Origin of the sequence: Pantoea ananatis LMG 2665 (assembly GCF_000710035.2) — a bacterium.
Classification (GTDB): domain Bacteria; phylum Pseudomonadota; class Gammaproteobacteria; order Enterobacterales; family Enterobacteriaceae; genus Pantoea; species Pantoea ananatis.
The window spans coordinates 14,256-38,506 of record NZ_JMJJ01000010.1 but is presented as its reverse complement, the minus strand read 5'-3'; the positions used below and the strand labels follow the sequence as shown (position 1 = coordinate 38,506).

General features: G+C 53.7%; 15 protein-coding genes, 2 tRNA genes, 3 rRNA genes and 1 riboswitch. Of the genes, 7 read left to right on the top strand and 13 right to left on the bottom strand.

The genetic code is table 11. From position 1 onward, the window contains the following. Positions 1 to 306 precede the first annotated feature (306 nt). Entirely contained in the window at positions 307 to 522 is a 216-nt protein-coding gene (locus EL29_RS19210; protein WP_014606960.1) for a YdgH/BhsA/McbA family protein, read from the top strand. A 373-nt stretch (positions 523 to 895) separates the two neighbouring features. Here the strand turns inward: EL29_RS19210 and rrf are convergent. The 5 genes from rrf to EL29_RS19185 form a co-directional block, all read right to left on the bottom strand. Continuing rightward, a 5S ribosomal RNA gene (gene rrf / locus EL29_RS19205) occupies positions 896 to 1,011 on the bottom strand. A gap of 229 nt (positions 1,012 to 1,240) precedes the next feature. After that, positions 1,241 to 4,146, bottom strand: a 23S ribosomal RNA gene (locus tag EL29_RS19200). 235 nt (positions 4,147 to 4,381) lie between these two features. Further along, positions 4,382 to 4,457: transfer RNA gene (locus EL29_RS19195), tRNA-Ala, on the bottom strand. Positions 4,458 to 4,599: 142 nt separating this feature from the next. Beyond that, a tRNA-Ile gene (locus EL29_RS19190) sits at positions 4,600 to 4,676 on the bottom strand. 73 nt (positions 4,677 to 4,749) lie between these two features. After that, a 16S ribosomal RNA gene (locus EL29_RS19185) occupies positions 4,750 to 6,289 on the bottom strand. The 16S, 23S and 5S rRNA genes sit together here with 2 tRNA genes alongside, the layout of an rRNA operon. A gap of 635 nt (positions 6,290 to 6,924) precedes the next feature. On the opposite strand from EL29_RS19185, the gene purH reads away from it, so the two are divergent. After that, a complete protein-coding gene (purH, locus tag EL29_RS19180; RefSeq protein WP_013024128.1) occupies positions 6,925 to 8,514 on the top strand; it encodes a bifunctional phosphoribosylaminoimidazolecarboxamide formyltransferase/IMP cyclohydrolase in 1,590 nt (529 codons plus the stop codon). Between the two features lie 16 nt (positions 8,515 to 8,530). Next, a complete protein-coding gene (purD, locus tag EL29_RS19175; RefSeq protein WP_015701282.1) occupies positions 8,531 to 9,811 on the top strand; it encodes a phosphoribosylamine--glycine ligase in 1,281 nt (426 codons plus the stop codon). A gap of 36 nt (positions 9,812 to 9,847) precedes the next feature. Here the strand turns inward: purD and EL29_RS19170 are convergent, their stop codons facing one another. The 6 genes from EL29_RS19170 to nudC form a co-directional block, all read right to left on the bottom strand. Next, positions 9,848 to 10,510 carry a DUF1481 domain-containing protein gene (locus tag EL29_RS19170; RefSeq protein ID WP_014595039.1) on the bottom strand — a complete coding sequence of 221 codons (663 nt, stop codon included), beginning with the start codon at positions 10,508 to 10,510 and terminating at the stop codon, positions 9,848 to 9,850. Between the two features lie 68 nt (positions 10,511 to 10,578). Then, positions 10,579 to 10,851 (bottom strand): nucleoid-associated protein HU-alpha, encoded by a 273-nt coding sequence (gene hupA / locus EL29_RS19165; RefSeq protein WP_006121511.1) that lies wholly within the window; start codon positions 10,849 to 10,851, stop codon positions 10,579 to 10,581. 188 nt (positions 10,852 to 11,039) lie between these two features. Beyond that, on the bottom strand, positions 11,040 to 11,630 hold the full coding sequence (locus EL29_RS19160) for a YjaG family protein (protein WP_013024125.1): 591 nt from the start codon (positions 11,628 to 11,630) through the stop codon (positions 11,040 to 11,042). A 62-nt stretch (positions 11,631 to 11,692) separates the two neighbouring features. Continuing rightward, entirely contained in the window at positions 11,693 to 12,361 is a 669-nt protein-coding gene (nfi, locus tag EL29_RS19155; protein WP_028715922.1) for a deoxyribonuclease V, read from the bottom strand. Next, positions 12,361 to 13,431: a uroporphyrinogen decarboxylase gene (gene hemE / locus EL29_RS19150; protein WP_013024123.1), complete on the bottom strand. Its 1,071-nt coding sequence runs from the start codon at positions 13,429 to 13,431 to the stop codon at positions 12,361 to 12,363. The genes nfi and hemE overlap by 1 nt, the downstream gene beginning before the upstream one ends. A 40-nt stretch (positions 13,432 to 13,471) precedes the next feature. Next, positions 13,472 to 14,242: an NAD(+) diphosphatase gene (gene nudC, locus EL29_RS19145; protein ID WP_014606963.1), complete on the bottom strand. Its 771-nt coding sequence runs from the start codon at positions 14,240 to 14,242 to the stop codon at positions 13,472 to 13,474. 197 nt (positions 14,243 to 14,439) lie between these two features. On the opposite strand from nudC, the gene EL29_RS19140 reads away from it, so the two are divergent. The 3 genes from EL29_RS19140 to thiE all read left to right on the top strand — a co-directional run bounded on the left by EL29_RS19140 (position 14,440) and on the right by thiE (position 17,863). Beyond that, complete coding sequence (locus tag EL29_RS19140) at positions 14,440 to 14,943, top strand: Rsd/AlgQ family anti-sigma factor (protein ID WP_013024121.1); 504 nt, start codon at positions 14,440 to 14,442, stop codon at positions 14,941 to 14,943. Between the two features lie 180 nt (positions 14,944 to 15,123). Beyond that, a riboswitch (TPP riboswitch) is annotated at positions 15,124 to 15,222 on the top strand. A gap of 85 nt (positions 15,223 to 15,307) precedes the next feature. Further along, positions 15,308 to 17,230: a phosphomethylpyrimidine synthase ThiC gene (gene thiC, locus EL29_RS19135; protein ID WP_013024120.1), complete on the top strand. Its 1,923-nt coding sequence runs from the start codon at positions 15,308 to 15,310 to the stop codon at positions 17,228 to 17,230. Next, positions 17,231 to 17,863 (top strand): thiamine phosphate synthase, encoded by a 633-nt coding sequence (thiE, locus tag EL29_RS19130; RefSeq protein ID WP_013024119.1) that lies wholly within the window; start codon positions 17,231 to 17,233, stop codon positions 17,861 to 17,863. A 114-nt stretch (positions 17,864 to 17,977) separates the two neighbouring features. Here thiE and EL29_RS19125 read toward each other — a convergent pair whose 3' ends face one another. Then, positions 17,978 to 19,501 carry an aminotransferase-like domain-containing protein gene (locus EL29_RS19125; RefSeq protein ID WP_028715921.1) on the bottom strand — a complete coding sequence of 508 codons (1,524 nt, stop codon included), beginning with the start codon at positions 19,499 to 19,501 and terminating at the stop codon, positions 17,978 to 17,980. A gap of 174 nt (positions 19,502 to 19,675) precedes the next feature. On the opposite strand from EL29_RS19125, the gene EL29_RS23335 reads away from it, so the two are divergent. Beyond that, positions 19,676 to 19,855 (top strand): DUF1127 domain-containing protein, encoded by a 180-nt coding sequence (locus EL29_RS23335; protein ID WP_071822338.1) that lies wholly within the window; start codon positions 19,676 to 19,678, stop codon positions 19,853 to 19,855. A 59-nt stretch (positions 19,856 to 19,914) separates the two neighbouring features. On the opposite strand, the gene rpoC is transcribed toward EL29_RS23335, so the two are convergent. Beyond that, a complete protein-coding gene (gene rpoC / locus EL29_RS19115; protein ID WP_014606966.1) occupies positions 19,915 to 24,138 on the bottom strand; it encodes a DNA-directed RNA polymerase subunit beta' in 4,224 nt (1,407 codons plus the stop codon). Between the last annotated feature and the right edge of the window lie 113 nt (positions 24,139 to 24,251).

Genomic DNA, 24,251 nt, shown 5'->3' with positions numbered 1-24,251 from the left:
TGTGCGGACGACTTGACGGTTTTTTAGATTACGAGCTGGTCAGCGGGCATAACTGGAAAGTGCATCTCACTATGCGCTGTAAACAATCAGGCTGAAAGATATTCCAGTGTATAGTTATATTATTCCAGTATTAAATCCCTACAGATTTAACCTGCTGATATTCTCTTTTACATACTGAAAATAATGCTAGCAGGTTGATATTAATTAGAGCACAGGGCGTTAATTTTAAACTGCACATACTCTGCTAGTTTAATTTTAACGGAGCCAGACAGACTCCTTCATCAACTGAAATAAAGGGGTAATATTATGAAAATCAATAAAGTAACGTCAGCTGCTGCTGCCGTGGCATTTTCATTGATGTCTTTCGGTTGTTTTGCACAAACCGTCTCTGCCACCTCATTAACACTGGATGGCGCGGTCTCTAAAATTGCCAGACAGGCGAAACAACAAGGCGATCATTTTAGAGTTATCAGTGCAGACACCAATAATTATGCCCACGTAACCGCTGAGTTATATAAATAATATCGGCGCTAAAAAAGCACGCGACCGGCTGTTTTTAAACGCATTCCGCGTTTTTAAAATAGCTGGTCTTTTTTTGTCTTTAATTAATGCTGCCCATCTTATCCAACTCAACCAGGCGATCTGTAACGATTTTAAGGCGTTTTCAAAGATGCCTACTGATAACAGCCTGTCTGCCGTGTACCAGATGACGTGCCTGTGTTTTACGTCGCTCCGCCACTGCACCCGTGCCTTGCTGCAGGTTCACCCTTGCCCGCTAAACGCCGGTAAAGGGATGCGTCCGGTCCGGAACGGCGCAGAGATGAGGGGTTATCTGGCACATCGCAGACGTAAAAAAACCCTGAACGTCAGTTCAGGGCTTCTTCACTTGTTTGATGCCTGGCAGTTCCCTACTCTCGCATGGGGAGACCCCACACTACCATCGGCGCTACGGCGTTTCACTTCTGAGTTCGGCATGGGGTCAGGTGGGACCACCGCGCTACAGCCGCCAGGCAAATTCTTTGTGCTCCGTCCTGCGTCTTTCACGCTGCTGCTGCGTTGGCTTCCCTCGCGCCGCTCAGTCACATACCTCAGTATGCTCCTTCACCCCGTCTCGGTTGCCGCCTTGCACTCAGCGCAAAATCCTTCGGACTCACGTCCGCAGAACAGAACTAAATTCTTTATCCGGTAAACAATGCTGAAAATTTAAGTCGTCTCTCAACCAAAACGCCTCTGGCGTTGTAAGGTTAAGCCTCACGGGTCATTAGTACCGGTAAGCTCAACGCATCGCTGCGCTTACACACCCGGCCTATCAACGTCGTCGTCTTCAACGTCCCTTCAGGAGCCTTAAAGGCTCAGGGAGAACTCATCTCGGGGCAAGTTTCGTGCTTAGATGCTTTCAGCACTTATCTTTTCCGCACTTAGCTACCGGGCAGTGCCACTGGCGTGACAACCCGGACACCAGCGGTGCGTTCACTCCGGTCCTCTCGTACTAGGAGCAACCCCCCTCAATTCTCCAGCGCCCACGGCAGATAGGGACCGAACTGTCTCACGACGTTCTAAACCCAGCTCGCGTACCACTTTAAACGGCGAACAGCCGTACCCTTGGGACCTACTTCAGCCCCAGGATGTGATGAGCCGACATCGAGGTGCCAAACACCGCCGTCGATATGAACTCTTGGGCGGTATCAGCCTGTTATCCCCGGAGTACCTTTTATCCGTTGAGCGATGGCCCTTCCATTCAGAACCACCGGATCACTATGACCTGCTTTCGCACCTGCTCGAGCCGTCACTCTCGCAGTCAAGCTGGCTTATGCCATTGCACTAACCTCCTGATGTCCGACCAGGATTAGCCAACCTTCGTGCTCCTCCGTTACGCTTTGGGAGGAGACCGCCCCAGTCAAACTACCCACCAGACACTGTCCGCAGCCCGGATCACGGGCCTACGTTAGAACACCAAACATTAAAGGGTGGTATTTCAAGGCCGGCTCCACGCAGACTGGCGTCCACGCTTCAAAGCCTCCCACCTATCCTACACATCAAGGCTCAGTGTTCAGTGTCAAGCTGTAGTAAAGGTTCACGGGGTCTTTCCGTCTTGCCGCGGGTACACTGCATCTTCACAGCGATTTCAATTTCACTGAGTCTCGGGTGGAGACAGCCTGGCCATCATTACGCCATTCGTGCAGGTCGGAACTTACCCGACAAGGAATTTCGCTACCTTAGGACCGTTATAGTTACGGCCGCCGTTTACCGGGGCTTCGATCAAGAGCTTCTCCTTACGGATAACCCCATCAATTAACCTTCCGGCACCGGGCAGGCGTCACACCGTATACGTCCACTTTCGTGTTTGCACAGTGCTGTGTTTTTAATAAACAGTTGCAGCCAGCTGGTATCTTCGACTGGCTTCGGCTCCGGGAGCAAGTCCCTTCACCTACGCGCCAGCGTGCCTTCTCCCGAAGTTACGGCACCATTTTGCCTAGTTCCTTCACCCGAGTTCTCTCAAGCGCCTTGGTATTCTCTACCTGACCACCTGTGTCGGTTTGGGGTACGATTTTGTGTTACCTGATGCTTAGAGGCTTTTCCTGGAAGCAGGGCATTTATCACTTCAGCACCGTAGTGCCTCGTCGTCACGCCTCAGTGTAAAGTGAACCGGATTTGCCTGGAACACACACCTACACGCTTAAACCGGGACAACCGTCGCCCGGCTGATATAGCCTTCTCCGTCCCCCCTTCGCAGTAACACCAAGTACAGGAATATTAACCTGTTTCCCATCGACTACGCCTTTCGGCCTCGCCTTAGGGGTCGACTCACCCTGCTCCGATTAACGTTGAACAGGAACCCTTGGTCTTCCGGCGACAAGGTTTTTCACCTTGTTTATCGTTACTTATGTCAGCATTCGCACTTCTGATACCTCCAGCATGCCTCACAGCACACCTTCGACGGCTTACAGAACGCTCCCCTACCCAACAACGCATAAGCGTCGCTGCCGCAGCTTCGGTGCATGGTTTAGCCCCGTTACATCTTCCGCGCAGGCCGACTCGACCAGTGAGCTATTACGCTTTCTTTAAATGATGGCTGCTTCTAAGCCAACATCCTGGCTGTCTGGGCCTTCCCACATCGTTTCCCACTTAACCATGACTTTGGGACCTTAGCTGGCGGTCTGGGTTGTTTCCCTCTTCACGACGGACGTTAGCACCCGCCGTGTGTCTCCCGTGATAACATTCTCCGGTATTCGCAGTTTGCATCGGGTTGGTAAGCCGGGATGGCCCCCTAGCCGAAACAGTGCTCTACCCCCGGAGATGAGTTCACGAGGCGCTACCTAAATAGCTTTCGGGGAGAACCAGCTATCTCCCGGTTTGATTGGCCTTTCACCCCCAGCCACAGGTCATCCGCTAATTTTTCAACATTAGTCGGTTCGGTCCTCCAGTTAGTGTTACCCAACCTTCAACCTGCCCATGGCTAGATCACCGGGTTTCGGGTCTATACCCTGCAACTTAACGCCCAGTTAAGACTCGGTTTCCCTGCGGCTCCCCTATGCGGTTAACCTTGCTACAGAATATAAGTCGCTGACCCATTATACAAAAGGTACGCAGTCACCCCATAAAGAGGCTCCCACTGCTTGTACGTACACGGTTTCAGGTTCTGTTTCACTCCCCTCGCCGGGGTTCTTTTCGCCTTTCCCTCACGGTACTGGTTCACTATCGGTCAGTCAGGAGTATTTAGCCTTGGAGGATGGTCCCCCCATATTCAGACAGGATACCACGTGTCCCGCCTTACTCATCGAACTCACAGCCTGTGCACCTTTGTGTACGGGAGTATCACCCTGTACCCTGCGACTTTCCAGACGCTTCCACTGATGCACAAGCTGATGATGGTTCTGGGCTCCTCCCCGTTCGCTCGCCGCTACTGGGGGAATCTCGGTTGATTTCTTTTCCTCGGGGTACTTAGATGTTTCAGTTCCCCCGGTTCGCCTCATACAGCTATGTATTCACTGCATGATAGTGTGTCGGAACACACTGGGTTTCCCCATTCGGGTATCGCCGGTTATTGCGGTTCATATCACCTTACCGGCGCTTATCGCAGATTAGCACGCCCTTCATCGCCTCTGACTGCCAGGGCATCCACCGTGTACGCTTAGTCGCTTAACCTCACAACCCACAGGCGTTTATCTGTTTCGCCGTAACGGCTTCACAGTTAGCTTGTAAGCTGTAAGCTTTTGAGAGACTCGAACGCGTTGTGCTGTGTTCCTTATTACGGAGGAACACGACAATGCGTCGTTTCAAATTTTCAGCTTGTTCCGGATTGTTAAAGAGCAGAATACTTCGCAGCACACCGTTGCCGGTACGCTCTGAAGTATTTTCAGAAAAAATACAGTAGTGAGTATGGTGGAGCTAAGCGGGATCGAACCGCTGACCTCCTGCGTGCAAGGCAGGCGCTCTCCCAGCTGAGCTATAGCCCCATACAGTTACTGCAGAGACCACTACTACCACTCAACCGAGTACACTTCGTGAGAAGTGCACTTCGTGCTCAGGCAAGGCGTGTGTCCGCGAAGCATAGTGAACTATGCGAGCCGGAGACATAACGCAGCATGAGTGCGAAGTTGGTAGGCCTGAGTGGACTTGAACCACCGACCTCACCCTTATCAGGGGTGCGCTCTAACCACCTGAGCTACAAGCCTGTAGAGGTTTTTTCTGCTCGTGACTTTCTATCAGACAATCTGTGTGAGCACTTCGCGGGAAGGTATCTTCAGGTAAGGAGGTGATCCAACCGCAGGTTCCCCTACGGTTACCTTGTTACGACTTCACCCCAGTCATGAATCACAAAGTGGTAAGCGCCCTCCCGAAGGTTAAGCTACCTACTTCTTTTGCAACCCACTCCCATGGTGTGACGGGCGGTGTGTACAAGGCCCGGGAACGTATTCACCGTGGCATTCTGATCCACGATTACTAGCGATTCCGACTTCACGGAGTCGAGTTGCAGACTCCGATCCGGACTACGACGCACTTTATGAGGTCCGCTTGCTCTCGCGAGGTCGCTTCTCTTTGTATGCGCCATTGTAGCACGTGTGTAGCCCTACTCGTAAGGGCCATGATGACTTGACGTCATCCCCACCTTCCTCCGGTTTATCACCGGCAGTCTCCTTTGAGTTCCCGACCGAATCGCTGGCAACAAAGGATAAGGGTTGCGCTCGTTGCGGGACTTAACCCAACATTTCACAACACGAGCTGACGACAGCCATGCAGCACCTGTCTCAGAGTTCCCGAAGGCACCAAAGCATCTCTGCTAAGTTCTCTGGATGTCAAGAGTAGGTAAGGTTCTTCGCGTTGCATCGAATTAAACCACATGCTCCACCGCTTGTGCGGGCCCCCGTCAATTCATTTGAGTTTTAACCTTGCGGCCGTACTCCCCAGGCGGTCGACTTAACGCGTTAGCTCCGGAAGCCACTCCTCAAGGGAACAACCTCCAAGTCGACATCGTTTACGGCGTGGACTACCAGGGTATCTAATCCTGTTTGCTCCCCACGCTTTCGCACCTGAGCGTCAGTCTTCGTCCAGGGGGCCGCCTTCGCCACCGGTATTCCTCCAGATCTCTACGCATTTCACCGCTACACCTGGAATTCTACCCCCCTCTACGAGACTCAAGCCTGCCAGTTTCAAATGCAGTTCCCAGGTTAAGCCCGGGGATTTCACATCTGACTTAACAGACCGCCTGCGTGCGCTTTACGCCCAGTAATTCCGATTAACGCTTGCACCCTCCGTATTACCGCGGCTGCTGGCACGGAGTTAGCCGGTGCTTCTTCTGCGGGTAACGTCAATCGACGCGGTTATTAACCACATCGCCTTCCTCCCCGCTGAAAGTACTTTACAACCCGAAGGCCTTCTTCATACACGCGGCATGGCTGCATCAGGCTTGCGCCCATTGTGCAATATTCCCCACTGCTGCCTCCCGTAGGAGTCTGGACCGTGTCTCAGTTCCAGTGTGGCTGGTCATCCTCTCAGACCAGCTAGGGATCGTCGCCTAGGTGGGCCGTTACCCCGCCTACTAGCTAATCCCATCTGGGTTCATCCGATAGTGAGAGGCCCGAAGGTCCCCCTCTTTGGTCTTGCGACGTTATGCGGTATTAGCCACCGTTTCCAGTGGTTATCCCCCTCTATCGGGCAGATCCCCAGACATTACTCACCCGTCCGCCACTCGTCACCCGAGAGCAAGCTCTCTGTGCTACCGTCCGACTTGCATGTGTTAGGCCTGCCGCCAGCGTTCAATCTGAGCCATGATCAAACTCTTCAATTTAAAGTTTGATTTGCTGAAACAAGTCCAGCGGTGCTCATCTGTAAAACGTCATAATGAATTTCATTATGTGTTCACTCGTGAGGCTTTGATATTTTTTACGTCCGGAGACGCTGATATCAATCCTGCGAGTGCCCACACAGATTGTCTGATAAATTGTTAAAGAGCAGTGCGAACAGCGGGTTAACCGTCTGTCGCGAGGTGGCGTATATTACGCTTTCCTCCTTCAGAGTCAACCTCTTTTTCAGAAGTTTTTCTCCGGCGGCTCAGTTGCCTGACCCTCTCAACACCGCATTCCGTAAGCCGTTGTGCCGTGTCGATGGAGGCGCATTATAGGGAGTTCTCTCTGGCTGACAAGGGCTAAATTCAATAAAAATGACTGTTCGCTGCATTCCACAGCAAAACCCCGCCTTATACGCAGTTACACACAAAGTTATCCACATTCCCGGCCGCATCAAATTTAGACGAGCATCACGCAAACGTTTTCGCTACAATGCCCCGCAACGCAATGGATGCCCCTTTTCGGGGCGTTACCTGAAGTTTTTACGCTTTTGCTGCTCTATATAGAGAAAAGTAAGCACGCAAGCTTGATGTAACGCTCTTATTTACGCGAATCAAAGCCAAGGGATAAAACCACCATGCAACAACCTCGTCCTTTACGCCGCGCCCTGCTCAGTGTTTCTGATAAAGCCGGCATCCTCGAATTTGCTCAGGCACTCTCTCAGCGCGGAGTTGAGCTGCTCTCCACAGGTGGTACCGCTCGCCTGCTCGCAGAGGCGGGACTTCCCGTCACAGAAGTGTCTGACTACACCGGCTTCCCGGAAATGATGGATGGACGCGTTAAAACACTGCACCCGAAAGTCCATGGCGGCATTTTAGGACGTCGTGGACAAGATGATGCGGTGATGGCGCAGCATGCTATCAGCCCGATTGATATGGTGGTCGTCAATCTTTATCCCTTTGCCCAAACCGTCGCAAAACCAGATTGCTCACTGGAAGACGCCGTTGAGAACATTGATATTGGCGGCCCGACAATGGTGCGCTCGGCGGCCAAGAATCACAAAGACGTGGCGATTGTCGTTAAGAGCAGCGATTATCCGGCCATTATCGCTGAGCTGGACGCCAATCAGAACTCACTGACGCTCGAAACCCGCTTCAACCTGGCAATCAAAGCGTTTGAACATACCGCCGCGTACGACAGCATGATCGCTAACTACTTCGGTACTCTGGTTCCTGCCTATCATGGTGAAACCAGCCAACCAGCCGGCCGCTTCCCGCGCACCCTCAATCTCAACTTCATTAAGAAGCAGGATATGCGCTATGGCGAGAACAGCCATCAGGACGCCGCCTTCTATATAGAAGAGAATGTGCAGGAAGCCTCGGTCGCTACCGCCAGCCAGGTGCAGGGCAAGGCACTCTCTTATAACAACATTGCGGATACCGATGCCGCGCTTGAGTGCGTGAAAGAGTTTATTGAGCCCGCCTGCGTCATTGTCAAACACGCCAATCCTTGCGGTGTTGCGGTGGGTGAGTCAATTCTGGCAGCTTATGAGCGTGCCTATCAGACTGACCCGACATCTGCCTTCGGCGGCATCATTGCCTTTAACCGCGAGCTGGATGAGGCGACAGCCCAGGCCATCATCAGCCGACAGTTTGTTGAAGTCATCATCGCTCCTGCTGCAACGGAAGCTGCGCTGAAAGTGACCGCGGCAAAACAAAACGTCCGCGTGCTGGTATGCGGTGACTGGCAGGGTCGCGTGGCTGCCCTTGATTTCAAACGGGTGAATGGCGGTCTGCTGGTTCAGGATCGCGACCTCGGTATGGTCGATGCCAGCCAGTTGCGCGTCGTCAGCAAGCGCCAACCTTCTGAGCAGGAACTGCGTGATGCCCTGTTCTGCTGGAAAGTGGCGAAATTCGTTAAGTCCAACGCCATTGTCTATGCGCGCGACAATATGACCATCGGCATAGGTGCTGGCCAGATGAGCCGCGTCTACTCTGCTAAAATTGCAGGAATTAAAGCGGGTGATGAAGGCCTGGAAGTAAAAGGGTCCGCGATGGCTTCCGATGCGTTCTTCCCGTTCCGGGATGGCATTGATGCCGCTGCTGCCGTGGGCGTAAGCTGTGTGATTCAGCCTGGCGGTTCTATCCGCGACGATGAAGTGATTGCGGCAGCGGATGAGCATGGTATTGCCATGATCTTTACCGACATGCGTCACTTCCGCCATTAATTCTGTGGAGCCTTTTATGAAAATTTTAATCATCGGTAACGGCGGACGTGAACACGCACTGGCCTGGAAAGCGTCGCAGTCGCCGCTGGCAGAAACCATTTTTGTCGCACCTGGTAATGCGGGCACCGCGCTGGAACCCGCGTTGCAGAACGTCGATATTGCCCCCACCGATATTCCCGCTTTGCTGGCCTTCGCTCAACGTGAACAGATTGATCTCACCATTGTCGGCCCTGAAGCGCCGTTAGTGGCAGGCGTGGTTGATGCGTTCCGCGAGGCCGGATTGAAAATCTTTGGTCCAACTCAGGCCGCCGCGCAATTGGAAGGGTCTAAAGCATTCACCAAGGACTTTCTTGCACGTCACAACATCCCCAGTGCCGAGTACCAAAACTTCACCGACGTCGCCCCTGCGCTGGCTTACCTGCGTGAAAAAGGTGCGCCGATTGTCATCAAAGCTGACGGGCTGGCTGCCGGTAAAGGCGTGATTGTGGCCATGACGCTGCAGGAAGCGGAAGATGCCGTGCAGGATATGCTGGCGGGCAATGCGTTTGGTGACGCCGGGCACCGTATCGTGATTGAAGAGTTTCTGGACGGCGAAGAAGCCAGCTTTATCGTGATGGTTGATGGCGAGAATGTGTTGCCAATGGCCACCAGCCAGGACCATAAACGGGTGGGCGACGGCGATACCGGGCCGAACACGGGAGGAATGGGTGCTTATTCCCCTGCCCCGGTGGTGACCGATGAAATCCACCAGCGCGTTATGGATCAGGTTATCTGGCCAACCGTACGTGGCATGGCCGCCGAAGGCAATGTCTATACGGGCTTCTTATATGCCGGGCTGATGATCGATCAGACTGGTCAGCCTAAAGTGATCGAATTCAACTGTCGCTTCGGCGATCCCGAAACACAACCCATTATGCTGCGCCTGCAGTCGGATCTGGTGGATCTGTGTCTGGCCGCCTGTGAAGGCAAGCTTGATCAAAAAGACTCACAATGGGATCCCCGCCCTTCACTGGGCGTGGTGCTGGCAGCCGGGGGCTATCCCGGCTCTTACAATAACGGCGATCAGATTCACGGTCTGCCGCTGGAAGAGGTTGCCGACGGCAAAGTTTTCCACGCCGGGACGCGCCTTGAAGAGGATCGGGTTTTGACGAACGGTGGGCGGGTTCTTTGCGTCACCGCGCTAGGCGATGATGTTGCTGCCGCACAGAAACGGGCTTACGAACTGGCTAAGCCGATTTCCTGGCAAGGCAGTTTCTGCCGACGCGACATCGGCTATCGTGCCATTAACCGTAAATAATGATCAAAGGGGCACCCAGTGCCCCTTTTTATTGCCTCAGAAATTCGCCTCATCCGGCGCATCCGCGCATTCATCTTTTTGAGTCACACGCAGCAACTGCACGCCTTCAGGCGCTTCCAGCCATGAAATCATCAAGGGTTCCGCCTTATCACGGCGGTAGTGCGTAAGCGTCTGCAGTGCATAACTGTCGAAAGCCGGCGTCACCTGCTGGCCCTCACAGGTTGTCACAACGCTTCCACCTGACCAGTGTCCTTGTTTCAGAAACACCCGCCCACTTAACAGCGCATCGCTGACTTCACGCATACGTTGTGCATCAAACTTGTAAAGCTCAACCGCATCCGGACTGACTGCCTCACGGCGCGTCGCGAGCTGGCGCTGCATAAAATTGAGATTGCCGCCTTGATCAAAGCGTAGCGTAACGTCGTCTGGCTTTTCGCCTTTCACCTGGCGTTCCACGCTGATCAGATCATCGCCGAGCCAGCGATAGTCCGTAATTTCACTTTTTTCGCTGTTGAACGGATTATAGAGCGTACGAATATGTACCGAGTGATGATCGGTATTCTTGCGCCAGATACGAACACTGCCGCGATCGGCGAGATAACCGCTGGCCGAGAAAGCCGGAATGTCGGGCGTTGAACTACACCCAATGAGAAAAGAGGAGAGAAGCAGGGCTGATAATCGCTGAAACAGCGTAGTCATGGTGGCTGGCCCCTAAACAAAAGGGGCGAAATCGCCCCTGTTTTAAAACGTTACCGCAGTGCGACGTCTTACTTAACGGCGTCTTTCAGAGCTTTACCAGACACGAATGCAGGTACGTTTGCCGCAGCGATTTTGATTTCTTTGCCAGTCTGTGGGTTACGACCGGTACGCTCAGCGCGGTGGTTCACTTTAAAAGTACCAAAACCAACCAGTTGTACAGCATCACCCTCTTTCAGAGACTCAGTGATTGCAGCCAGAGTAGATTCCAGCGCTGCCTTGGCCTGGGTTTTAGACAGGTCAGCTTTTTCTGCGATCACATCAATCAGTTGAGTCTTGTTCATAAGTTATCCTTAAAGTGTATTTATCGCTTGCTAAGCAACGAGTGCGAGGGAAAAGCCAGCTTCGGGCACTCTTCAGCCTGCACGCACCGATAGCCACAATTTTCAGCCCCCCAAATGTAGACCAGACTGGGGGCTGATGTGAAGCCTCCAGGCGCGCTAATTAAGGCCTGAAGTCACGTTTTCTCGCCTTATTGCTGAATTTTTATACCGATGTTACTAATTCCCGCCTCACGCAGGTCAGATCGCAGACCTTTTATCAATTCGAGGTCTCGCTCTTCACAATCCGCGAGCAGGCGAAAAATCTCCCATTGCAGGTCCCATTCATCGATGACAGCCTGATTTTCTCGTAGCTCTTCATCGGTCATTTCGCGACCTTCGTGAGTCATTTCCAGGATGGCAACGGTGGTGATCGAGGTCTTGCTGACTTCAATCGCATGTTCAAGCGTTTCACCGCTTAACTGCGAATGCAGCACTTCACTCAATGCCACGCAGGCATCAATGGCCGGATAGACACCGTAAACCTCAAACGCATCGCCATCGGGAATCGCCGCTTCAAGCTTTTCCAGCTGGCTGTCAAAATTGATCTTCGCATCTTTAACCGTCAGCGTTTCCCAAATCAGATCCAGAATACGGCGGTAAAGTGCAGGATCGGCAAACTCGGTTTGCTGGCAAAAAGCCACGTAGTTGGGATACATGCGCTCGCACAGGCAAGCCATAAACGTCAGGTGTTGCCAGCTTTCCAGCTTTGCCAGACGCAGATGTACAGGGTTTTGTAACATACACAGAGCTCTTATTCGTTTCGCTGGCGGCAGTGTAACCCAAAAGCGCCATACAAACAGTGTTAAAGCGCGCTTTGCCAGCGCAGAAATGCGGGTCGGCGAGATGCCACAGCATCCGCCCAGCGCGTGGGCTCCGGTAAACGGTAGCCCTGTGTGCACTTTTCTACCCATTCCAGAGCGCTGTCCAGACTGACGCGGTGTCCGGTGGCAACAAACAGCGGGTTACAGCGTGCCTTGCTGCGCCATACCCAGCCAATTTGTTCTCCTTTATCCATCAACGGCTGCCGACTGCCGGGCGTTTCATCCAGCGCCTCAACGTGCCCGCACAGACGCTTTTTCGCAACACCGATAGTGGGAACATCCACCATCAACCCAAAATGCGACGCGACACCAAGCCGGCGCGGATGTGAGATACCATGACCATCGACAAATAGCAGATCGGGCTTCTGCTCCAGCATGTCCCAGGCCGCCAGCAGGGCCGGATACTCACGGAAAGAGAGAAAGCCCGGAATGTAAGGCATGGTGGTATCAATGCGCGCGATGCGATATTCCACCAGCTTCATGGACGGATATTCAAGAATAACCAGTGCCGCACGCGTCACTGCGCCTTCCTGCTCAAAACCGACGTCTGCGCCACCAATAAAGCGTGGCGGCAGCACGTCAAAATCATCCTGCCGTACGACTTCTGCGGCCCGTTGGCGTTGCTCCGTACGAAGAGCGGCGATATCCATTATGACGCCGAATGATACTGGCGTGACAGACGGTGCACCGCCTCAACAAATACGCCGGCATGCTCGGGTGGAACATCCTGATGGATGCCGTGTCCCAGATTGAAAACGTGGCCTTCACCCTGGCCGAATCCTTCCAGAATCGTTGCCACTTCCTGCTCAATTCGCGCCGGGGGTGCATAGAGCATGGAAGGATCCATATTGCCCTGCAAAGCAACTTTGTGGCCGACACGGCGGCGGGCTTCACTGATATCGATAGTCCAGTCCAGACCTAGTGCATCACAGCCCGTTTCAGCAATGGCTTCCAGCCACTGACCACCATTCTTGGTAAACAAGGTGATGGGTACACGACGGCCTTCGTTCTCATGAAGCACGCTGTCGACAATTTTATGCATGTAGTAAAGCGAGAACTCACGATAGTCGTTCCCGGTTAACACGCCGCCCCAGGTGTCAAAGACCATCACCGACTGCGCACCGGCGCGGATCTGGGCATTAAGATAGAGGATGACACTGTCGGCCAGCTTATCCAGCATGGCGTGCAGCGTGGCAGGCTCGGCATACATCATTTTTTTGATCTTAGTGAAGGCTTTGCTGCTTCCCCCTTCAACCATATAGGTCGCCAGCGTCCAGGGGCTGCCTGAGAAGCCAATCAATGGTACTTCGCCGTTGAGGTTTTTACGGATGGTGCGTACCGCATTCATCACGTAACCCAGCTCCTGTTCAGGATCGGGCACCGGCAGGCGATCGACATCAGCACGGCAGGTAATCGGGTTGGAGAAGCACGGGCCTTCGCCTGTTTCGAAGTATAAACCCAGCCCCATCGCATCAGGGATGGTGAGAATATCACTGAAGAGGATCGCCGCATCCAGCTTAAAGCGACGCAGGGGTTGCAGGGTGACTTCGCAGGCCAGTTCGGCATTTTTGCACAGCGACATAAAATCGCCTGCCTGGGCGCGCGTCGCTTTATATTCCGGCAAATAACGCCCGGCTTGCCGCATCATCCATACGGGGGTGACATCTACAGGCTGGCGTAACAGGGCGCGCAAATAACGGTCGTTCTTCAGTTCACTCATCTCAGGACTCTCTCGGTATCAAGCGAGTAGTGTAGCACTCTCACGCCTCAGCGCGGCAGAGGGCCACCGTATCTTCAATTAATCGACGGGCGACGGTACCGGGCGGCGGCAGTAAAGGCAGCGCATCAAAGCGGAACCATCCGGCGTCCAGCAGCTCTTTGCCGTCATGTTGTAACTCGCCGCCATCATATTCCGCCATAAACGCCATCATCAGAGACTGCGGGAAAGGCCAGGGCTGCGAGGTGACATAGCGGACATTCCTGACACGCACGTTGCTCTCTTCCATTACCTCGCGCGCGACGGCCTGTTCAATGGTTTCGCCGACTTCGACGAAACCGGCCAGCACAGTGTAAATGTTATTACGCTGGCGCGCATGGTTAGCCAGCAGGATCTCGTCCCCCCGGCGAATGGCGACGATAATACAGGGCGCAATCTGTGGATAGTAGCGTTCACGGCAGTGGCTGCACAGGCAGGCAAATTCACGCTTGCTGGCGTGCATCTCATGGCCGCAGTAGCCACACCAGCGGTGAGAGCGATAAAATTCGGCAAGCTGTACACCGCGCCCTGCCAACTGAAACAGTCCCGGATCTTCGTTAAGTAACTGCCGCAAAGACAGCATATCCTCCGAACGTGTTTCGCAAATCAGCCAGACATTCTCCCCCTGCCATTCGCCAATTACGCGCCCCTGATGACCCGTCAGGCCAAAATGCTGCGCATTACCGTGAGGCAGGTCTCCTTGCGGTAACCAAATTTTTTGTTCACTGCTGACAATCCACCATCCAGCGTCTACGCTTGAAATTTCGCATTGCATTTATTTCGTCATCCTTAGCGTCAACCCGCACGCTGAAGTCCCGATGTTAAGTGTGTAGATGAACAACTATACCCAAATAATTCTGGTTGCAAGACGGCAACACGCTTATTTCTCCCCGGCAGGCTCGTGGAAAACAAGCGCACTTGACGCATCGCTAATCTGAAATATGAAGGTGCATAACTCATACGGAGTTAACTATGCTCAACCAGTTAGACGTTCTGACCAAACGCGTAGGTGGCAGTAATGAACTGGTCGATTCATGGCTGGCCGCTCGCCGCCAGTTACTGGTTTCTTATTACCATTTGGTCGGTATCAAGCCAAAGAAAGAGGCACTGACGCGTCTGGATGAACAGGCACTTGATAACTTTTGCCATAATCTGGTCGATTACCTTTCATCCGGCCACTTCAGCCTCTATCAACGCCTGATCGGAGAAATGGACGGTACCAGTCCGCTGTTGGCAGCAACGCAGATTTATCCCTCGCTGGAAGCCAATACCGAACAACTGATGAAGCTGTATGACGGACACCTGCAGCAGGCGATTGATGACGATAACTACGTCACCTTTCAGAATGCGCTATCGGAGGTCGGAGAAGCCCTGGAAGGACGCTTTACGCTTGAGGACAAACTCATCCAGATGGCATGGGATAATCACCTGACCCCGCCCGTGGCTAACGACAGCGAAATTGCCCGCCCCGCCTAAAACCTAATCGATTGTAAAAGACTTGTGATTAGCCAAAAGCCCCCTTATGCTGAGTGGGCTTTACATTTAACGCCGAACGTAGTCGGTGTTTACGGTTGATACGTCATCTACGGGCGCTGTTCATGCTATCCCTTTTTCCGGGGTGAAGCCGAGCGGGCGCCGTAGCGAAATCGTTGAAACCTCATCTTGTCGGAGTGCCTAAGGGCTGAGACCGTTAATTCGGGATCCGCGGAACCTGATCAGGTTAGAACCTGCGAAGGGAACAAGAGTAAATTTATACGGTACGCCACCGAATGGTGTCAGCAGTGCCGTTACTCCTTCCGAACTCCGGACAAGCAACCTTCCCTCTTACTGGAATATTGCTATGTCTACTGCTAAAACGACCCGTCGCGAACAACGTGCTCAGGCACAGGAATTCATTGACTCTCTTCAGGGCGGCAGCGCCTTCCCTAATTCAAAACGTATCTGGCTTACCGGCAGCCGCGATGATATCCGTGTCCCAATGCGGGAAATTCAACTCAGCCCTACCCTGACCAGCGGCAGTAAAGAAGCGCCGGTTTATGAGGAGAATGAGCCCGTTCCGGTTTACGATACGGCCGGTGCCTATGGCGATCCCGCCGCACAAATCGACGTGCATCGGGGGCTGGATAAACTGCGGGCGCGCTGGATTGAAGAGCGGAATGACAGCGAAAATCTGGTGCAAATCAGCTCTGCCTACACGCAACAGCGGCTGGCCGATGACGGCCTGGATCACTTGCGTTTTGAACACCTGCCCACACCACGCCGTGCAAAGGCAGGCCACTGCGTTACCCAGCTCCATTATGCTCGTCGGGGCATAATTACGCCGGAGATGGAGTTTATCGCGCTGCGGGAAAATATGGGCCGGGAACGCATACGCGGCGAGGTGCTTCTGCAGCAGCATCCGGGGCACAGCTTTGGCGCCCATCTGCCAGAAAATATTACCCCTGAGTTTGTGCGTCAGGAAGTGGCTGCCGGGCGCGCTATTATTCCGGCAAATATTAACCATCCCGAATCCGAACCCATGATCATCGGGCGTAATTTTCTGGTGAAAGTGAATGCCAATATCGGCAACTCAGCCGTGACCTCCTCGATTGAAGAAGAGGTTGAAAAGCTGGTGTGGTCAACGCGTTGGGGCGCCGATACCGTCATGGATCTTTCCACCGGCCGCTATATCCACGAAACACGTGAATGGATTTTGCGTAACAGCCCGGTGCCTATCGGTACGGTACCGATCTATCAGGCGCTTGAGAAAGTTAACGGTGTGGCAGAAGATCTGAACTGGGAAATTTTCCGCGACACATTGCTGGAACAGGCCGAGCAGGGTGTGGATTATTTTACGATTCATGCAGGCGTGCTGCTGCGCTACGTGCCCATGACCGCGAAGCGCCTGACTGGGATTGTCTCGCGTGGTGGTTCCATTATGGCGAAGTGGTGCCTGTCGCATCACAGAGAGAGCTTCCTGTATGAGCACTTCCGCGACATCTGTGAAATTTGTGCGGCCTACGACATCTCATTATCACTGGGTGACGGCCTGCGTCCGGGATCGATTCAGGATGCCAATGACGAAGCGCAGTTTGCGGAACTGCACACCTTAGGTGAGCTGACGAAAATTGCCTGGGAATACGACGTGCAGGTGATGATTGAGGGCCCCGGCCATATTCCCATGCAAATGATCCGTCGCAACATGACCGAACAACTGGAACATTGCCATGAAGCGCCGTTTTACACTCTGGGCCCCCTCACCACTGATATTGCTCCGGGTTACGATCACTTTACCTCCGGCATTGGTGCCGCGATGATTGGCTGGTTCGGCTGCGCCATGCTGTGCTACGTCACGCCCAAAGAGCATTTAGGTCTGCCAAACAAGGAAGATGTTAAACAGGGCTTAATCACGTACAAGATCGCCGCGCACGCAGCCGATCTGGCCAAGGGTCATCCGGGCGCGCAAATCCGCGACAATGCGATGTCCAAAGCACGTTTTGAGTTTCGCTGGGAAGACCAGTTTAATCTTGCACTGGATCCGCATACGGCCCGGGCTTACCACGATGAAACCCTGCCGCAGGAGTCCGGTAAGGTGGCCCACTTCTGCTCTATGTGCGGCCCCAAATTTTGCTCAATGAAAATTACCCAGGAAGTGCGTGACTACGCCGCAAGGCAGGAAGCCGAAGCCCAGGCAATTGAGGTGGGAATGGCGAAAATGTCTGATCATTTTCGTGAGCGCGGCGGTGAGCTGTATCACCCTGCGACCGCAATAAAGGAGGAATAAATGGACGCCTTTCCCGCAACCGCATCACGTCTGGGGCTGTATCCGGTCGTTGACAGCGTGGAATGGATAGAGCGCCTGCTGGAAGCCGGTGTGCGAACCCTTCAGCTTCGGATCAAGGATCAGCCGGACGAGGTGGTTGAACCCATGATCATTCGGGCTATCGCCGCAGGTAAGCGCTATCAGGCACGTCTGTTTATCAATGATTACTGGCAACTGGCGATTAAACATCAGGCCTATGGCGTCCATCTGGGTCAGGAAGATTTAGAGGTCGCTAACCTGCAGCAGATCCTGCACGCAGGCTTGCGGCTGGGACTTTCAACTCATGATGATGCAGAGCTGGATCGGGCGCTGGCACTGCGCCCTTCCTATGTGGCGCTGGGGCACATCTTCCCCACCCAGACGAAGGCCATGCCCTCTTCCCCGCAGGGCGTAGCTGAACTTAAGCGCCATTTGGCCCGGCTGCACGGCATCTCAACAGTCGCGATCGGAGGCATCAGTATTGATCGTGCGCCAGAGGTTCTGGCCACCGGGGTGGGCAGTATTGCGGTGGTGAGCGCGATTACTCAGGCAGAAGACTGGCAGGAGGCCACGCGTGTTCTGCTGCGGCTTGCCGAACCCGAAACGGCGTACTAACGCGCGTCAGCGCCCAGAAATACCTGCAGCCTGTGCAAAAGGCTGTTAAAGAGTGGAAAGCCGCGCACGGCAATGAGTATTACGGCTGGCGCGGTTTTTTTATGCCCAGTAAAGTCACAGGTGTCCGGCCGGGATGGCCGGACCAGGGCCAGTTCCCTCCTCTTTCTGGCCCTGCTCCTCAACCACAGGTACAGAGGTATGTGCCCTTGGCCGATCGTGGACACATGCCGCTATCGCCTGCTCAACGGCGCTGCCCGTTATCGCCAGTGCCCGTTCAACTTTATCGCTGGCAGGCAAGGCATAGTTCAGGCGCAGGCAGTTGCGATATTTGCCCGAGGCGGAAAACAGCGAACCCACAGCAATCTGTATCCCGGACTCCCGCAGCGTATTGTTAAGTTGCACGGCGTCAAAGGCTTCTGGCAGTTCAATCCACATCAGAAATCCCCCCTGAGGCCGCGTGACGCAGATTCCACAGGGGAAATAGTGCCGAACCCAGCAAATAAAGGTTTCGTAGTTGTGTTGGTAAACCTGACGCATCCGCCGCAGATGGGTCTGGTAATGCCCCTGATGAATAAACTCTGCAACTGCGTGCTGAGGCTGAGTCGCAGTAGACCCGGTCCCGATGTATTTCATATGCAGAACCCGATCGCGGTAGCGCCCCGGCGCCACCCAGCCTACGCGCAGACCCGGCGCCAGCGTTTTTGAAAATGAACTGCATAACAATACGCGCCCGTCTTCATCCATCGATTTAATGGATGAAGGCCGTGGATACTCCCAGGCCAACTCGCCATAGACATCGTCTTCAATAATCGCGGCGTCAAAACGTTGCGCCAAGGCCAGCAGGGCGCGCTTGCGCTTCTCTGGCATGATGAAACCAAGTGGGTTATTACAGTTGGGCACCACCACGACGGCCTTAATCGGCCACTGATCAAAGGCCAGCTCCAGCGCCTCAAGACTGATGCCCGTTACCGCATCAGTGGGGATCTCAATGGCGCGAATGCCAAAACCGCGCAGCGTTTGCATGATGCCGTGAAACGATGGTGATTCCACGGCGATGATATCGCCCGGCTGGCAGACAGCGCGAACGGAAACAGACAGGGCTTCATGGCAACCCGTCGTAATGACAATATCTTCATGGCTGAGCTGACAGCCACTGTCAATCATCAGCCGGGCGATCTGCTCTCGCAGGCAGGTCACCCCATACAGATTATCGTAATTCAGCAGAGTGCTTTCCTGCTTCTGTGCCTGCCGACTAAACGCTTTCCAGAGCGGCTTCAGGGTAGACTGTGTGAGATCCGGCATGCCGCTGCCCAACTGCAATATGTCATCTTCCAGCCGGCTGTTAAGCAGATCAAAGACCGCATCCCACTGCGTGATTTCCACCGGGCGCTGTACCGGTCGGGTCAGTGCCGGAATGGGCGGCATCGCTTTATGCGGCGCAACATAATAGCCCGAACGGGACTGCGGGATGATCAACTGTTTCTGCTCCAGCAAATAATAGGCCTGTTGCACGGTGCTAATACTGACACCGTGTTCAGCACTCAGGCTGCGCACCGAGGGCAACCGTTCGCCGTTCCGATACAAACCCTGCTCAATGCGCTTTTCCAGCAGCATGGCTAAATGTTGATAACGCGTCATTGTATGCCTTATGAAGTTTGATTGCCCCGCAAAGCGGTACAGATTAACGCTATTTCTACCATTCAGATGTGTCAATGCGCAATCTGTATGTTAAATATTTGTTCCTGGTGAGTCTGTATTGAACAGACGGTCTACGTGAAAATGTTTCTCAGATAAACAACGAGGGGCAGGATCATGGGATATGAAGAAAACCGCGCGGCTAAGCCGTTTGTCATAAGACCGTTTCGGTTCTTGCGCATTGTCTGGGGGAGCATCCGACGCTGGCAATGCCAGCGGGAAACCCGCGCTATTTTGTCCAGGCTTAGCGATTGTCAGTTAAAAGACATTGGGTTAAATCGACGCGATATTCACTGATAGCTTAAAGATAAAAAAAAACCCTGCCAGAGCAGGGTTTTTTATCAGGCGTTTGACGATTACTCGTCGTTGTTACCGCCCAGACCAGCGTTCAGCAATTCAGCCAGGCTTGCAGAGGCTTCATCCGCAGTTACCTGCGGTGCAACCGGCACTTCGCCTGCCGCTTTGCGGCGCATACGATCCTGATGGTACGCATAACCGGTACCGGCAGGGATCAGACGTCCCACGATAACGTTCTCTTTCAGACCGCGCAGTTCGTCGCGCTTGCCTGCAACTGCCGCTTCGGTCAGAACACGCGTGGTTTCCTGGAACGATGCAGCAGAGATGAACGATTCGGTTGCCAGTGACGCTTTGGTAATACCCAGCAGGTCACGCATGAAGGTAGCGCCCACTTTTCCGTTCGCTTCAAGTTCACGGTTAGAGATCTTGATGCGAGAGAATTCAGCCTGCTCACCTTCCAGGAACTCGGTGCTTCCCGCGCTCATGATGGTTGCTTTACGCAGCATCTGACGAACGATGACTTCGATGTGCTTATCGTTAATCTTAACGCCTTGCAGACGGTAAACTTCCTGCACTTCGTTAGTGATGTAACGGGTAACCGCATGCACGCCACGCAAGCGCAGGATGTCATGTGGTGACTCTGGGCCATCGGAAACCACGTCACCGCGCTCAACACGTTCACCTTCGAACACGTTCAGCTGACGCCATTTCGGAATCATCTCTTCATACGGATCGCTACCATCCAGCGGAGTAATAACCAGACGACGTTTACCTTTGGTCTCTTTACCGAAGGAGATGATGCCGCTGATCTCCGCCAGGATTGCTGGCTCTTTCGGACGACGTGCTTCGAACAGGTCAGCAACGCGTGGCAGACCACCGGTAATATCCTTGGTACCGCCCGATTCCTGCGGAACACGCGCCAGGGTATCACCCGAGCTGATCTTCACGCCATCTTCAAGCTGTACAATCGCTTTACCTGGCAGGAAGTACTGAGCTGGCATATCGGTACCAGGGATCAGGACATCATTGCCGCTAGCATCAACGATTTTCAGGGCTGGACGCAGGTCTTTACCACCCGCAGTACGCTCAGCAGAATCCAGGACCACCAGCGATGACAGACCGGTCAGGTCGTCAGTCTGACGAGTAATGGTCTGACCATCGATCATATCCGTGAAGCGAATGAAACCGCCCACTTCAGTGATAACCGGCATGGTATGCGGATCCCAGTTTGCAACGGTTTCGCCCGCAGCAACCTGCTCACCATCACCTTTCGCCATGGTCGCACCGTAAGGAACTTTATAGCTCTCTTTAGTACGGCCAAATTCGTCGATCATTTTCAGTTCAACGTTACGCGAGGTGATCACCAGCTTGCCTGCCGAGTTAGTTACCGACTTGGCATTGGTCAGCTTGATGGTACCTTTGTTCTTCACCTGAATGCTGGATTCAGCAGCCGCACGTGATGCCGCACCACCGATGTGGAACGTACGCATCGTCAGCTGTGTACCCGGCTCACCGATGGACTGTGCCGCGATAACACCGATCGCTTCACCTTTGTTGATGATGTGACCACGTGCCAGGTCGCGACCATAGCAATGCGCACACACACCAAAGTCGGTTTCACAACCAACAACAGAACGCACTTTCACGCTGTCTACTGAGTTCAGTTCCAGCACGTCACACCAGTGTTCATCGAGCAGAGTGTTACGTGGAACCAGAATGTCAGCCGTACCAGGCTTCAGCACGTCTTCCGCAGTCACACGACCCAGAACACGCTCACGCAGCGGTTCTTTCACGTCGCCACCTTCGATGACCGGCGTCATCATGATGCCTTCGTGCGTGCCGCAGTCGTCTTCAGTCACAACCAGATCCTGTGCAACGTCAACCAGACGACGCGTCAGATAACCGGAGTTTGCTGTTTTCAGTGCGGTATCCGCCAGACCTTTACGTGCACCGTGCGTCGAGATGAAGTACTGGAGTACGTTCAGACCTTCACGGAAGTTCGCCGTAATCGGCGTTTCAATGATTGAGCCATCTGGCTTAGCCATCAGACCACGCATACCGGCCAGCTGACGAATCTGTGCAGCAGAACCACGCGCACCGGAGTCGGCCATCATAAAGATGCTGTTGAAGGAAACCTGGCGCTCTTCTTCACCATCGCGGTTAATCACGACTTCAGTAGAGAGGTTTTCCATCATCGCTTTAGCAACGCGTTCGTTGGCCGCAGCCCAGATATCGATCACTTTGTTATAGCGTTCGCCTGCCGTCACCAGACCAGACTGGAACTGCTCCTGGATTTCAGCCACTTCCGCTTCCGCTTCGGTGATGATTTCCACTTTCTTCTCTGGGATAACCATGTCGTCGATACCAACAGACGCACCTGAACGTGCCGCATAGGCGAAGCCGGTGTACATGGTCTGGTCAGCAAAGATAACCGTTGGTTTCAGGCCCAGGATGCGGTAACAGGTGTTCAGCATCTTGGAGATCGCTTTCTTGCCCAGCGCCTGGTTGACGATGGAGAAAGGCAGACCTTTAGGCACGATCATCCACAGGATGGCGCGACCAATCGTCGTGTCGATGATGCTGGTTTTAGAAACCCACTCATCCTGCTCGTTTTTCTCGTGCTCAGTGATACGCACTTTAACGCGAGCGTGCAGCGAAGCGAGGCCGGCGCGGTAAACGCGTTCAGCTTCTTTCGGACCGGTCAGTACCATGCCTTCGCCTTTGGCGTTAACACAGTCGCGGGTCATGTAATACAGACCCAGTACAACGTCCTGTGAAGGAACGATGATTGGCTCGCCGTTCGCAGGTGACAGGATGTTGTTGGTAGACATCATCAGCGCACGCGCTTCCAGCTGGGCTTCCAGCGTCAGCGGTACGTGAACAGCCATCTGGTCACCATCGAAGTCGGCGTTGTAAGCCGCACAAACCAGCGGGTGCAGCTGGATAGCTTTACCTTCGATCAGGACGGGCTCAAATGCCTGGATACCCAAACGGTGCAGAGTTGGTGCACGGTTCAGCAGTACCGGGTGTTCGCGGATCACTTCGTCCAGGATATCCCACACGACAGCTTCTTCACGCTCAACCATTTTCTTAGCGGCTTTGATGGTGGTGGCCAGGCCACGCAGTTCCAGCTTGCCGTAGATGAACGGTTTGAACAGCTCCAGTGCCATTTTCTTCGGCAGACCGCACTGATGCAGACGCAGGTATGGACCTACGGTGATAACAGAACGACCAGAGTAGTCAACACGCTTACCGAGCAGGTTCTGACGGAAACGACCCTGCTTACCTTTGATCATATCGGCCAAAGATTTCAGAGGACGCTTGTTAGAACCGGTGATCGCACGACCGCGACGACCGTTATCCAGCAGGGCATCAACCGCTTCCTGCAGCATACGTTTTTCGTTACGCACGATGATATCTGGCGCAGCCAGATCCAGCAGGCGTTTCAGACGGTTGTTACGGTTGATCACGCGGCGATACAGATCGTTCAGATCCGACGTAGCGAAACGACCACCATCCAGCGGTACCAGCGGACGCAGATCTGGCGGCAGAACCGGCAGAACGGTCAGGATCATCCACTCTGGCTTGTTACCAGACTGAACGAACGCTTCCAGCAGCTTAATACGCTTGGTCAGCTTTTTACGTTTGGTCTCGGAGTTAGTTTCGTTCAGCTCTTCGCGCAGCTGTTCGCACTCTTGCTCCAGATCCATGTTTTTCAGCAGTGCCTGAATCGCTTCTGCACCCATTTTCGCGTCGAATTCGTCACCGAATTCTTCCAGCGCATCCAGGTACTGCTCTTCAGTCAGAATCTGACGTTTCTCGAGGTTGGTCATGCCACCTTCGATAACGACATAAGATTCAAAATACAGCACGCGTTCGATGTCACGCAGCGGCATATCCAGCAGCAGGCCGATACGCGAAGGCAGTGACTTCAGGAACCAGATGTGTGCGGTTGGCGAAGCCAGCTCGATGTGGCCCATGCGCTCACGACGCACTTTAGTCTGGGTCACTTCAACGCCGCACTTCTCGCAGATCACACCACGGTGTTTCAGACGCTTGTACTTACCACACAGGCATTCGTAATCTTTTACCGGCCCAAAAATACGGGCACAGAACAGACCATCGCGCTCTGGCTTGAAGGTACGATAGTTAATGGTTTCCGGCTTTTTCACTTCACCGAAAGACCAGGAACGGATCATGTCTGGCGACGCCAGCGCAATTTTGATCGCATCAAACTCTTCGGTTTTAGTTTGCGCTTTCAGAAACTTAAGTAAGTCTTTCACGGATTTGCTCCCGTCGGAGTGAGACTCAGGGGCGTCCAACCGAAATTGAACGCCCCATAACCAGTACAAATGCGAGCGCGTTAACCCTGCGCTTCCAGGCCAGGCCTGTTACT